The organism is Pseudomonas sp. NPDC089395 (genome assembly GCF_044749525.1).
In the GTDB taxonomy this organism is placed as follows: domain Bacteria; phylum Pseudomonadota; class Gammaproteobacteria; order Pseudomonadales; family Pseudomonadaceae; genus Aquipseudomonas.
In genome coordinates this window covers 142,169-155,021 of sequence record NZ_JBIVID010000003.1, presented here as the reverse complement: position 1 = coordinate 155,021, position 12,853 = coordinate 142,169, and the positions used below count along the sequence as shown (strand labels likewise).

The window sequence follows — 12,853 nt, the reverse complement described above, 5'->3', positions numbered from 1 at the left end:
TACGATTTTTTATAAGCTTATAACCAGATTAACGTAAGCCATGTCAAAAAATGTCCCGGAGGACTCACATGGCCACGGCTCCGTCCAACCCCGCTTTTGCGCCCACCCTCTCTACCCGAGGGCAGCTCAATGGCATCCTGTTCGTCGCATTGTTTGCCGTTGCCGTCACGCAACTGGCGGCAATACCTGCCATCGCCAACCTGGGCATCAGCCCATTGATCGTCGGCATCGTCGCTGGCGCCCTGTACGGTAACGCCCTGCGTGATGGCGTGCCGGCCAGTTGGGCGGCGGGTATCAACTTCTCCGCACGCAAACTGCTGCGCATCGCCGTGGCCTTCTTCGGCCTGCGGGTCAGCCTGCAGGAAATTGCCGAGGTCGGCTGGTCGGGCCTGACGGTGTCGCTGCTGGTGGTGGTCAGCACCCTGCTGATCGGGCTGTGGGTAGGCATGAAACTGTTCAAGCTGGACCGCGACACCGCGCTGCTGACCGCTGCCGGCAGTGCCATCTGCGGCGCCGCCGCTGTGCTGGCCTTCGAATCGGCGCTGCGCAGTGCGCCGCACAAGAGCGCCATGGCGGTAGGCAGCGTAGTGCTGTTCGGCACCCTGTCGATGTTCATCTTCCCCCTGGCGATCAATGCCGGCTGGCTGCCGCTGGACACCGTGAGTGCCGGCCTGTTCCTCGGCGGCACCGTCCATGAGGTTGCCCAGGTGGTGGGTGCGGCCAGCAACATCAGCCCTGAGGCCACGCACATCGCCACCATCGTCAAGATGACCCGGGTGATGCTGCTGGTACCGGTACTGCTGGTGGTGGGCGTGTGGATCAACCGTGCTCGCCAGGCAAACCACGCTCACGGCAAAGGCCGCATCGCCCTGCCCTGGTTCGCCTTCGGCTTCCTTGGCCTGGTGCTGGTGAACTCGCTGCAGATCCTGCCGGGCAACGTGACCCACGTCATCAACGACCTCGACACCTTCGCCCTGACCATGGCCATGACCGCGCTGGGGATGGAGACCCGCTACAGCCAGATCCGCCAGGCCGGACCTCGTGCGCTGGCCACCGGGGCGATTCTCAACCTGTGGCTGCTGGGGGGTGGGATCGCGATCACGCTGGGTGTGCAAAAGCTCTTCGCATGACATAAGGTGGTGGCAGAGAAGGATGTTTTACCTGCACAGGAAAGACTTAGATGCCCCAACGCCATGTCATCAATGCATCCGTCAGCCCCAAAGGCAGCCTGGAGACGCTGTCGCAACGTGAAGTCCAGCAACTGAGCGAAGTCGGTACCGGTAGTCTCTACACCCTGTTCCGCCAATGCGCCCTTGCCATCCTCAACACCGGCGCCCATGTCGACAATGCCAAGACCATCCTCGAAGCCTACAAAGACTTCGAGGTGCGCATCCACCAACAAGACCGAGGCGTTCGCCTGGAGCTGCTGAATGCTCCGGGCGACGCTTTCGTCGATGGCGAAATGATCGCCAGCACCCGTGAAATGCTGTTCAGCGCCCTGCGCGACATCGTCTACACCGAAAGCGAGCTGGCCAGCCAGCGCATCGACCTGGAAAGCTCCCAGGGCATCACCGACTACGTCTTCCACCTGCTGCGCAACGCCCGCACCCTGCGCCCGGGCGTGGAGCCGAAGATGGTGGTGTGCTGGGGCGGCCATTCGATCAGCACCGAGGAATACCAGTACACCAAGAAGGTCGGCCACGAGCTGGGCCTGCGCAAGCTGGACGTCTGCACCGGCTGCGGACCCGGCGTCATGAAAGGCCCGATGAAAGGCGCAACCATCGCCCACGCCAAGCAGCGCATGCACGGCAGCCGCTACCTGGGGCTGACCGAGCCGGGCATCATCGCCGCCGAGGCGCCCAACCCCATCGTCAATGAACTGGTGATCCTGCCGGACATCGAGAAGCGTCTGGAAGCCTTCGTCCGTGTCGGCCATGGCATCATCATCTTCCCCGGTGGCGCCGGTACCGCCGAGGAGTTCCTCTACCTGCTCGGCATCCTCATGCACCCGGACAACCAGGACCTGCCCTTCCCTGTCGTACTGACCGGGCCGCGCAGTGCCGAGCCGTTCCTGATGCAACTGCATGCCTTCGTCGGCGCAACCTTGGGCGAAGCCGCCCAGCGGCACTACCAGATCATCATCGATGACCCGGCCGAAGTGGCCCGGCACATGGTCGAGGGGCTCAAGGAGGTCAAGCAGTTCCGCCGCGAGCGCAACGACGCCTTCCACTTCAACTGGCTGTTGAAGATCGACGAGGGCTTCCAGCGCCCGTTCGACCCGACCCACGCCAACATGGCCGAACTGGGCCTGCGCCGCGAGCTGCCGCCGCATGAACTGGCAGCGAACCTGCGCCGGGCGTTTTCCGGGATCGTCGCGGGTAACGTCAAGGACAAGGGCATCCGCCTGATCGAAGAGCACGGGCCGTACCAGATCCGCGGTGACAGTGCGGTGCTGGAGCCGTTGGGGCGCCTGTTGCAGGCGTTCGTCGACCAGCATCGGATGAAGTTGCCGGGTGGGGCGGCGTATGTGCCGTGCTATCAGGTTGTGACCTGAGGACATTGGGGCTGCTGCGCAGCCCTTTCGCGACACAAGGCCGCTCCTACAGGGCGCCGCGATCTTCTGTAGGAGCGGCCTTGTGTCGCGAAAGGGCCGCACAGCGGCCCCAGTTTCATGATCACTACCTGACCGGGCTCACCACTGTCCGGTCAACCAGCTGAATACTGTCCCGCCCTCCCCGCTTGGACTGGTACAACGCCACATCCCCCTGCTCGATCAACGCCGCCAGACTCGCCGGCGGCTGGTCGAACACATTGGCACCAATGCTCAAGGTCACCGCCTGCGGTGTGGGCATGGCCTGTTCGGCAAAGGCCTGAAACTGCGTGCGCAACTGTCCGCCCAACGCCACCACCCGCTCGCTGCTGGCATCGCTGAGCAGGATGACGAACTCATCGCCACCCAGCCGCGCCGCCAGCGAGCGCTCCGGCAGCGCCGCACGAATCATTTCGCTGAGCGCCACCAGCAACCGGTCGCCAGCGGCATGACCATGCAGGTCGTTGACCAGCTTGAAGTTGTCGATGTCGATCAGCAGCAACGCGCCGGGCCGCGCCGGGCTGACATGCCTGAACAGGTGCGTGGCGCGCACTTCCAGGGCACGGCGGTTGTACAGCGCGGTCAGCGGATCGCGTGCGGCCAGCTGGGCGATGCGCTCCTCGCGGCGGTAGCGCACGGTGCCGGTCATCGACAGGGCGATCAGCATGATCGCCATCGCACCCTCGACCAGGGAAATCTGGATGATCAGGCCACCGAAGGTCGCCAGGTCGATCCACGTGCCGGGGGTGATCGCGATGATCGCCTTGGCCAGGTAGAACAGGCCGTGAATGAGCAGCACATAGCGCAACTGCACCGCCCCTACGCTCAACGACTTGCCGTGCGGTCGCAACAGGAAGCTGGCCTTGAGCGTGAGCAATGCCACCAGCAGCGAGTTGACCATCAGCATGACCTTGGACCACTGCGGCCCCACCGGCAGCAGCAGCAAGCCGCACCACACCACCACGATCAGCAGCCAGGCCCGTGACACCCGGGCCTGGGTGAAGCGCAACACGCCCATCAGGAAGAGTCCGTGCGCCACCACCAGCAGACCGTTGGCAAACCAGATGCCGATCAGCAGCAGGCCGATGCCGCGCAACAGCGCCAGGGTCGAGCCGACCGTGATGGTGGCAAACCCCGCGCTCCAGAACAGTAACGAAGGTTCGCGGACGCTGCGCCATTCGATCGCCAGGTACAAGGCAGCGGCGGCTGCCAAGGCGATCGAGATGGTCAGCATCGTGGGTGGATCGAGCGCCATGAAGGAATTGGCCTATCTGGTTAACCTGGAAAACGCCAGATTGTAGCCGTTTGCCATGACTTTTCAGAGAGGGGGACGACGGCTCAAAGCACCCGTTTGATCAACGGTTCAAGGCGGCTGAAACGTAACCGCCGCAAGAACTTGCGCACTTCCTTGGGATGCTCCGCCTTCACCCCCAGGTGCGCCGAGCCAATCTTCGGCGCATGCCGGCGAATGCCCTCCAGCTCCGCTTCCCGGGGCGCCAGCCACTGCCCTTGCGGGTCATCGATCAGCAGCCCGTTTTCCAGGTCCAGGTTGAAGCCGCGCGGGTTGAGGTTGTTGCCGGTGAGCAGCGAATAACGCTGGTCGACCCACACCCCTTTGGCATGGAAGGTATGCCCAGGGTCGTTCCAGATCCGCACCACCAGCTGGCCGCTGGCGATGGCGGCGTGGCGACGACGGGCGAAGGCGCGCAGGTTGTCCTCGTACAGGTACGGCAAGGCGCCGCTGGCACTGAACGGCTCGCCCGGGGCGATGTAGAAGTCGTTGGCGGTGCGGTGGCCGACGATCAGCTCGACCCGCACGCCGCGATCCAGGGCGTGGTCCAGCTCGCGCATCACCACCCGCGGCGGGTTGAAGTACGGCGTGCTGATGATCATCTGCGAACGTGCCGCCGCCAGCAGCGCGCACAGCGCACGGTTGAGCGGGTTGCCTCGGCCAACGCCGAGTAACGGCACCACCCGCAGGCCCTGCTCCGGCTCTGCCGCCGGTACGTCATAGGCCATGCGCCGCAGGCGTGCGCGCAGGCGGCGGATATCGCCACGCAGGTTGCGCGTCGGCGCGGGCGCCGGCAGGTCCAGGCGCGGCGTGGCGGTGTCGTGCAACAGGCGCTTGACCAGGTCGACCATGGCGTCGGCCAGCGCCGCTGACTGGAACAGGTGGTAGCGGTCAAGGCGATAGCGGTCGAAACGGTGCAGGTAGACGTTGTTCAGGCTGGCACCGGTGTAGATCACGCAGTCGTCGATGACGCTGCCCTTGAGGTGCAGCACGCCGAACAGCTCGCGGGTCTGCACCGGCACACCATGGATCACCACGTCCAGCCCGCGCAACTGGCGCTGGGCCTGGTACCAGGCAGCATTGCCCGGCTGCCGCCCGGCCCCCAGAAGGCCACGGCGGGCGCGGAACCAGTCGACCACGATGACGATCTCCAGGCTCGGCCGAGCAGCCTTGGCCTGGTACAAGGCATCGAGCACTTCCTGCCCGGCCTCGTCTTCCTGCAGGTACAACGCGACGATGACGATGCGCCGGGTAGCGGCGGCAATACGCTCGAGCAGGCAGGTACGGTAGGCCGCAGCGTCGGGTAACACCTGGATCGCTTCTGCAGCGATGGCGAAACCTGGCAGCGCCGCCAGCATGGAATCGGGGTTCACGTAGATCACCTTCTGTCTGCAATCAGGTCCATTCCTGGCCGCTGCGTGCGGGGTGTAAGATCGACCCTGCAACGACCCATAACAACAAGAAACGTGCGAGGCCTGTTTTTCTCACTGCCCCTGACGAACTATGCCTCAGCTTGCACAGGAAGATCGCAATGGTCCACCCCGCTTCTGCCATCCTAACCCCTCCCCGCGCCAAGACCTTCGGTTTTTTGGTCCTGCCCAACTTCACCACCATTGGCCTGGCCTCGGCGGTGGAGACCTTGCGCATGGCCAACCTGGCCGCCCACCGTAGCCTGTACCGCAGCGTGTTGATCGCCGCCAACCAGGCGCCGGTGATGGCCAGCAATGGCATGCGCATCCTGCCCGACCACAGCATCACCGACGCACCATCGCTTGACGCCTTGTTCGTGGTGGGCGCCAACCCGATCGACCGTGGCCGCGGCAATCGGCCGCTGACCGACTGGTTACGCCAACTGGCGCGCCAGCATGTGCCGCTGGGCGGCATCTGCACCGGCAGTTACCTGCTGGCCAAGGCCGACCTGCTCAAGGGGTACCGCTGCACCATTCACTGGGAGGACATCCAGGCCCTGCAGGAGCACTTCCCCGGCATCGTCATCTCCAGCCAGTTGTTCGAACTGGACCGCGACCGCTACACCTGTTCCGGCGGTGTGGCGGCCATGGACATGATGCTGCAGCTGGTCGCCCGGGAGGACGGCGGCCAGGAGATTGCCGCCAAGGCCGCCGAACTGCTGTTGTGCGACCGCATGCGCGGCGAGCGCGAGCGCCAGCGGGTACCGCTGCGCACCTTGCTGGGCAGCGCTCAACCCAAGTTGAGCCAGGTGGTGGCGATCATGGAGGCCAACCTGGAGGAGCCCCTGGGGCTGGAGGAGCTGGCCAGCCTAAACGAAGTGACCGTGCGCCAGCTGGAGCGCCTGTTTCACAAGTACCTGCAGCGCACGCCCAGCCAGTATTACCTGGAGCTGCGTCTGTCGCGGGCACGGGAGTTGCTGCTGCGCAGCGATGTGCAGGTGCGCGAGGTGGCGCTGGCGTGCGGGTTTAGCTCGCCAGCGCATTTTTCCAAGAGTTACAGCCGGTTCTTTGGGTTGTCGCCGTTGGGGGAGCGGCGGCAGGCTTCGTTGCACTGATTCAATGGCCCTTTCGCGGGACAAGCCCGCTCCCACAAGATCCCCGCGGGATCCGAATACCGCGAGAACCCTGTGGGAGCGGGCTTGCCCCGCGAAAGGGCCGGTACTGTCAACCTAATCCTTCAACTCCTCATGCGCTGTCTCCCGGCACATCAACATCGCCACCAAGGCCACCAAAGCCGCCGCCAGCAGGTACCCAGCCGGCGCCAGCTTGCTGCCAGTGGCCTGGATCAACCAGGTGGCAATGAACGGCGCAGTCCCACCAAACAGCGCATTGGCCAGGTTGAAGCTCAAGGCAAAGCCACTGAAGCGCACCCGGGTCGGGAATATCTCCGCCAGCAGGCATGGCAGCGTGCCATCGTTCATCGCCAGCATCGCGCCGAACAGGATCTGGATCGCCAGGATCACCAGCAACGGCTGCCCGTCAAGCAGCTTGAACAACGGCACCGTGAGCCCGAGAAACAACAGCGAAGCGACCACCAGCATGGTCTTGCGCCCGAAATGGTCCGACAGCCGCCCCATCAGGAAGATCAGGCCTATGTAGGTGGCCAAGGACACCGTCGAAGCGATGAACGAATCGCGCTCGCTCATGCCCATCTCGCTCGACAGGTAGGTGGGCATGTAGCTGAGCAGCAGGTAGAACGCCACCGCATTCAGGCAGGTCACACCGATGCCGATGGCCAGGCTGCGGCGGTGCTGGGTGAGCAGTTCACGGATCGGTGCCGGGGTCATGCACGCCTTGCTCTCCAGGCGTTGTTCCATTTCCAGGAACTTCGGCGTGTCCTGCAGGCTCATGCGGATGTAGCGACCCACCAGGCCGAACGGCGCGGCCAGCAGGAACGGCAGGCGCCAGCCCCAGCTGTGCAGGTCCTCGGTGCTGAGCAGTTCGTGCAAAACGGCGACGAATGCCGCGCCGAACAACAGCCCGGCCGCCGTGCTGGCCGGCACGATGCTGGTGTAGAGCCCGCGCCGGCCAGGTGGCGCGTATTCGGCAAGGAAGGCCGAGGCGCCGGCATATTCGCCCGAGGCGGAGAAGCCCTGCACCAGGCGGATCAGCAACAGCAGGCACGGCGCCCACAGGCCGATTTGCGCATGACCGGGCAACAGGCCGATGCAGAAGGTCGAGATCGACATGATCAGGATCGACAGCGACAACGCGTTGCGCCGGCCGTGGCGATCGCCGAAGTGGCCCCAGACCACGCCCCCCAGAGGGCGCACCAGGAACGACAGGGCGAACACCGCGAAGGTGGCCAGCAGGCCGGTGGTCTTGTCGGTTTGCGGAAAGAAAGTGGCGGCGATGATGGTGGCGAGGTAGCCGTAGGCGGCGTAGTCGAACCATTCGACGAAGTTGCCCATGAAACTGGCCCGGGCGGCCTTGCGCAAGGCTTGGCGTTCGGCGCTCTGGGCGGCGCCGTCGAGGGTGGGAGCGTTAAGGGTGGTGCTGGACATGACGGGTACCCTCTGATTCTTCTAATTGGAGGCAGGGTCTGGGGGTCATTCGATTCTTGTTTTTATCTGTGCCGGCCTCTTCGCGGGACAAGCCCACTCCCGCAAAGAGACCGGCACGGGCACCGGGCTTATTTGCGGATGATGTTGTGTTCCGGGCCGTACGGGAACTGGGTGATGTTCTCGGCACCCGTTTCGTTGACGATCAGGATGTCATGTTCGCGGTAACCGCCCGCCCCTGGCCGCCCTTCGGGCAGCATGATCATCGGCTCGATCGACACCACCATGCCCGGCTCCAGCACCGTGTCGATGTCCTCGCGCAGTTCCAGCCCCGCTTCGCGTCCGTAGTAGTGGCTGAGGGTGCCGAACGAGTGGCCGTAGCCGAAGGTGCGGTATTGCAGCAGGTCATGGCGCAGGAAGATCTCGTTCAGCTCACGGGCGATGTCGCAGCAGCGCATGCCAGGACGCACCAGTTTCAGCCCCGCTTCGTGCACCTCGACGTTGGCCTGCCACAGGCGAAGGTGGTCGTCCGGACAATGATCGAGGAACAGCGTGCGCTCCAGGGCGGTGTAGTAGCCAGCGATCATCGGGAAGCAGTTGAGGCTGAGAATGTCGCCCTTGTTGACCTTGCGGCTGGTGACCGGGTTGTGCGCACCGTCGGTGTTGAGGCCGGACTGGAACCAGGTCCAGGTGTCCATCAACTCGCCGTCGGGGAAGCTGCGGGCGATTTCGCGGACCATCGCCTGGGTGGCATGCAGCGCCACTTCATATTCCGGCACCTGGTCACGCAGCGCCTCGACCACCGCCGCGCCGCCGATATCGGCCACGCGGGCGCCATGACGGATCAGCGCCTGTTCTTCGGCGGACTTGATCATGCGCATGCGCATGCACGGTGCGCCGATATCCAGCAGTTCGGCCCTGGGGTAGCAGGCGGCGAGCTTGGCGTGGTTCTGCAGGTTGAGGTGGTCGTACTCGACACCGATGCGCGAAGCCAGCGGCAGCGCCTGCTGGATGGCGACGAAGTAGTTGTCGCGCTGCCAGTCGGTGTAGACGATGTTGTCGGTACCGACCGTACGCCGCCAGGGCTGGCCACCGTCGATGTTGGCGCTGATCGACACCACCTTGTCCTGGGTCACCACCAGGGCGTAGGGACGACCGAACGAGCAGTAGAGGAAATCGCTGTAGTAGTTGACGTTGTGGTAGGAGGTAAAGATGGCTGCTTCGATGTCCTGCTCGGCCATGTAGGCCCGCAGGCGGGCATGGCGGGCGGCGTACTCCTGCGCGGAGAAGGTCGGTTTGACCTTGTCGCCGTTGCGGATGTTCAGGGTCTGGGGCATTTGCATGGTCGGTGTTCCTTGTCGTTGTGAGCACGCTGTTCAGGCCGGCCGCCTGAGAAGCATTGCAACAGAACCGACGAGGACGCTTTTGTATCTATCCGACCTGGAATTGGCGGGATGGCCTGGGGGCGCTTTGCGCCCCTTTCGCGACACAAGGCCGCTCCTACACCTGTACAGCGCCGGGCCTGAATTCGGCGCTGTACGGGTGTAGGAGCGGCCTTGTGTCGCGAAAGGGCTGCAAAGCAGCCCCCGCTATCAACAGCGCTATTTCAAGTCAAACCGATCCAGCTCCATGACCTTCACCCAAGCCGCAACGAAGTCCCTGACAAACTTGTCCTTGCCATCGCTGCTGCCATACACCTCGCTCAGCGCCCGCAACTGCGCATGCGAGCCGAACACCAGGTCAACGCGGCTACCGGTCCACTTCACCTGCCCGGTCTTGCGGTCGCGGCCCTCGAAGGTCTCGTTGTCGTCCGAGGTCGGCTTCCACTCCACGCCCATGTCCAACAGGTTGCGGAAGAAGTCGTTGCTCAAGGTGCCCGGCTTGTCGGTGAACACGCCGTGCTTGCTGCCGCCATGGTTGGCGCCCAGCACCCGCAGGCCACCGATCAACACGGTCAGCTCCGGCGCGGTCAGGGTCAGCAACTGGGCCTTGTCCAGCAGCAGCTTCTCGGCCTTGACGCTGTAGCGGGCCTTGCTGAAGTTACGGAAGCCATCGGCCAGCGGCTCCAACACGGCGAACGAGTCGACATCGGTCTGCGCCTGGGAGGCATCGACGCGGCCTGGGCGGAACCCCACGCTGCCACTGTAGCCGGCATCCTTGGCGGCCTTTTCCACGGCGGCGGTACCGCCCAGCACGATCAGGTCGGCCAGGGAGACCTTGTTGCCGGACTCGGCCCGGATTTTCTCCAGCGCCGCCAGTACCTTGTCGGTCCCCTGGTTGGCCGCCCAGCCGTTCTGCGGTGCCAGGCGCAGGCGGGCGCCATTGGCGCCACCGCGCTTGTCAGAGCCCCGGAAGGTCGAGGCGGCAGCCCAGGCAGTGGAGACCAGCTCGCCAACACTCAGGCCCGAAGCGAGGATCTTGGCCTTGAGTGCAGCGATATCCTGCTCACTCGGTGCCGGTTTGTCGGCCTTGGGTAGCGGGTCTTGCCAGAGCAGCTCTTCGTTGGGCATTTCCGGTCCGAGGTAGCGTGCCAGCGGGCCCATGTCGCGGTGGATCAGCTTGTACCAGGCACGGGCAAAGGCATCGGCCAACTGGTCCGGGTTGTCCTTGAAGCGTCGGGCGATCGGCTCGTAGATCGGGTCGAAGCGCAGCGCCAGGTCGGAGGTGAGCATGGACGGTGCATGTTTCTTGCTCGGGTCGTGGGCATCCGGCACGCTACCTGCGCCCTTGCCCTCTTTCGGCCGCCACTGGTTGGCGCCGGCCGGGCTCTTGGTCAGTTCCCAGTCGAAGTTGAACAGGTTGTTGAGGTACTCGTTGTCCCAGCGGGTCGGGTTCGAGGTCCAGGTCACTTCCAGGCCGCTGGTGATGGTGTCGCCACCTTTGCCGGTGCCGAACTTGTTGGCCCAGCCCAGGCCCTGCATCTCCAGGCCTGCGGCTTCTGGCTCGGGGCCGACGTTATCGGCCGGGCCGGCGCCGTGGGTCTTGCCGAAGGCGTGGCCACCGGCGATCAAGGCCACGGTTTCTTCGTCGTTCATGGCCATGCGCCCGAAGGTCTCGCGAATATCTATGCCCGACCTCACAGGGTCGGGCTCACCTTCCGGGCCTTCCGGGTTGACGTAGATCAGCCCCATCTGCACGGCAGCCAGCGGGTTCTCCAGGTTGCGCTCGGCCTGCAGGTTGCGGTTCTGTTCTTCGCCATGCTTGGCGGGCTCGGCCACCAGGTCACCCTGGCCGGGTGGCTGGGCCTTGAGCTGCTCCTTGCCATAGCGGGTATCACCGCCCAGCCAGACCTTTTCCGAGCCCCAGTACACGTCTTCGTCCGGCTCCCAGACGTCGGCGCGCCCACCCGAGAAGCCGAAAGTCTTGAAGCCCATGGACTCCAGGGCGACGTTGCCGGTGAGCACGATCAGGTCGGCCCAGGAGATCTTGTTGCCGTACTTCTGCTTGATCGGCCACAGCAGGCGCCGGGCCTTGTCCAGGCTGACGTTGTCGGGCCAGCTGTTGAGCGGGGCGAAGCGCTGCTGGCCGGAACCTGCACCGCCGCGACCGTCACCGATGCGATAGGTGCCTGCACTGTGCCAGGCCATGCGAACGAACAGTGGGCCGTAATGGCCGAAGTCGGCCGGCCACCACGCCTGGGAATCGGTCATCAAGGCCGTCAGGTCGCGCTTCAGGGCCTGGAAGTCGAGGCTCTTGAAGGCCTTGGCGTAGTCGAAGTCCGGGTCGGGACTGGACTTGCTGGAATGCTGGTGGAGGATCCTGAGGTTGAGCTGGTCAGGCCACCAGTCACGGTTGGTGGTGCCGCCACCTGCGGTTTGATGGAACGGGCATTTCGATTCGTTCGACATCTGCGGTTACCTTTGGGTCGGTTATCCAGATTTCCGGTCTATGCCAGGTGTTCTTTCCAGCCGAGCACATGGGCTCATGCCTACCCCTCATCAGGTCTGGTCGGTCACGTTCCGACACGGGGCTCCCTCGCAATTCGCGGGGCCAGGGGAAAGACTAGTCGAGCTTGGGCAGACTTCTAATAGAGTGGCTATTGGGGGGTGATAGGTTGGCTCTGTCAGGGTTTGCCGGGCGAAATGTCCCAAGACCCGTCCCTTCCGTTATATGTCCCGTTGCGGCCCCCATGCGAGAGTGGAGAAAACAGCACGGGAGGCGACATGCACAGCCTAGGTATTCTCGGGGTCGGCGAGCTGACCGAAAAAGTGGTGATAGGCCTGCGCCGCAGTGGCTTCGACGGCAGGTTGCTGCTGTCGCCACGCAACGCCCGCCGTGCCCAGGCCCTGGCCGTCGAGCAGGGTTGCGAGGTGCTGGCGAACAATCAGGCGGTGGTCGACCAGGCCGACCTGGTGATCCTTGGCGTGCGCCCGGAATCGCTGGCACAGCTGGCGCGCGAGGTGCACTTGCGCCCCGGCCAGCGCCTGGTGTCGCTGGCGGCAGGCATTGGCCTGGATCAGTTGGCCGCGGGCTTTCCCGGCGCCCACTGCGTGCGGGTGATGCTGTCGTATGCGGCGCAGTACAACCAGTCCACCGTGGTGGTTTGCCCGGCGGATGCGCTCACCGAGCAGTGCCTGGGGCCGTTGGGGAATCTGGTGGTCCTGCAGGATGAGCCGGCGTTCGAGCTGGCCACGGTGGCGGCGTGCATGAATGGCTGGTTCTACTTCCTGTTGCACGACTTGCAGCACTGGCTGAGCGACAAAGGCCTGCCGCCCGCCCAGGCGCGCGAGCTGGTGCTGGGCAACCTGCAGGACTGCCTGAGCAGCGCACGCCAGCAGCCGGAGTACAGCCTGAAGGCGCTGGGGCAGGCGATTGCCACGCCGGGGACCTTTACTGCAGACGGGCTGGCGGTATTGATGCACCAGCCGGCCAGTGCCAGTTGGGGGGCGGCGTGCGAGGTGGTGCTCGATGGCTTGCTGAACCGGTCGGGTTTACCCGGGCGCTAGGCTTTTCCTGTTCCGGCCCTATCGCCGGCAAGCCGGCTCCCACAGGGACCGTACAA

At 64.6% G+C, this 12,853-nt stretch carries 9 protein-coding genes; 4 read left to right on the top strand and 5 right to left on the bottom strand.

The features are described from left to right. Positions 1-68: 68 nt before the first annotated feature. Positions 69-1,130 carry a YeiH family protein gene (locus ACIPZG_RS09125; protein WP_400712530.1) on the top strand — a complete coding sequence of 354 codons (1,062 nt, stop codon included), beginning with the start codon at positions 69-71 and terminating at the stop codon, positions 1,128-1,130. A gap of 50 nt (positions 1,131-1,180) precedes the next feature. Then, complete coding sequence (ppnN, locus tag ACIPZG_RS09120; RefSeq protein ID WP_008100219.1) at positions 1,181-2,554, top strand: nucleotide 5'-monophosphate nucleosidase PpnN; 1,374 nt, start codon at positions 1,181-1,183, stop codon at positions 2,552-2,554. 124 nt (positions 2,555-2,678) lie between these two features. On the opposite strand, the gene ACIPZG_RS09115 is transcribed toward ppnN, so the two are convergent. Together ACIPZG_RS09115 and pssA are read right to left on the bottom strand one after the other, a co-directional pair. Further along, positions 2,679-3,845, bottom strand: coding sequence for a GGDEF domain-containing protein (locus ACIPZG_RS09115; protein ID WP_400712526.1), 1,167 nt, complete (start codon positions 3,843-3,845; stop codon positions 2,679-2,681). An 83-nt stretch (positions 3,846-3,928) separates the two neighbouring features. Beyond that, complete coding sequence (gene pssA, locus ACIPZG_RS09110) at positions 3,929-5,254, bottom strand: CDP-diacylglycerol--serine O-phosphatidyltransferase (RefSeq protein ID WP_400712523.1); 1,326 nt, start codon at positions 5,252-5,254, stop codon at positions 3,929-3,931. Between the two features lie 158 nt (positions 5,255-5,412). On the opposite strand from pssA, the gene ACIPZG_RS09105 reads away from it, so the two are divergent. Further along, positions 5,413-6,405, top strand: a complete 993-nt coding sequence (locus ACIPZG_RS09105) for a GlxA family transcriptional regulator (protein WP_400712521.1) — start codon at positions 5,413-5,415, stop codon at positions 6,403-6,405. Between the two features lie 114 nt (positions 6,406-6,519). On the opposite strand, the gene ACIPZG_RS09100 is transcribed toward ACIPZG_RS09105, so the two are convergent. The 3 genes from ACIPZG_RS09100 to katG all read right to left on the bottom strand — a co-directional run bounded on the left by ACIPZG_RS09100 (position 6,520) and on the right by katG (position 11,699). Then, entirely contained in the window at positions 6,520-7,854 is a 1,335-nt protein-coding gene (locus tag ACIPZG_RS09100) for an MFS transporter (protein ID WP_400712518.1), read from the bottom strand. Positions 7,855-7,982: 128 nt separating this feature from the next. Further along, on the bottom strand, positions 7,983-9,194 hold the full coding sequence (locus ACIPZG_RS09095) for a M24 family metallopeptidase (protein WP_400643073.1): 1,212 nt from the start codon (positions 9,192-9,194) through the stop codon (positions 7,983-7,985). A 258-nt stretch (positions 9,195-9,452) separates the two neighbouring features. After that, complete coding sequence (katG, locus tag ACIPZG_RS09090; protein ID WP_400712515.1) at positions 9,453-11,699, bottom strand: catalase/peroxidase HPI; 2,247 nt, start codon at positions 11,697-11,699, stop codon at positions 9,453-9,455. 315 nt (positions 11,700-12,014) lie between these two features. Between katG and ACIPZG_RS09085 the strand changes: the two genes are divergently transcribed. Continuing rightward, positions 12,015-12,797 carry an NAD(P)-binding domain-containing protein gene (locus tag ACIPZG_RS09085; RefSeq protein ID WP_400712512.1) on the top strand — a complete coding sequence of 261 codons (783 nt, stop codon included), beginning with the start codon at positions 12,015-12,017 and terminating at the stop codon, positions 12,795-12,797. The last annotated feature ends 56 nt before the right edge of the window (positions 12,798-12,853 follow it).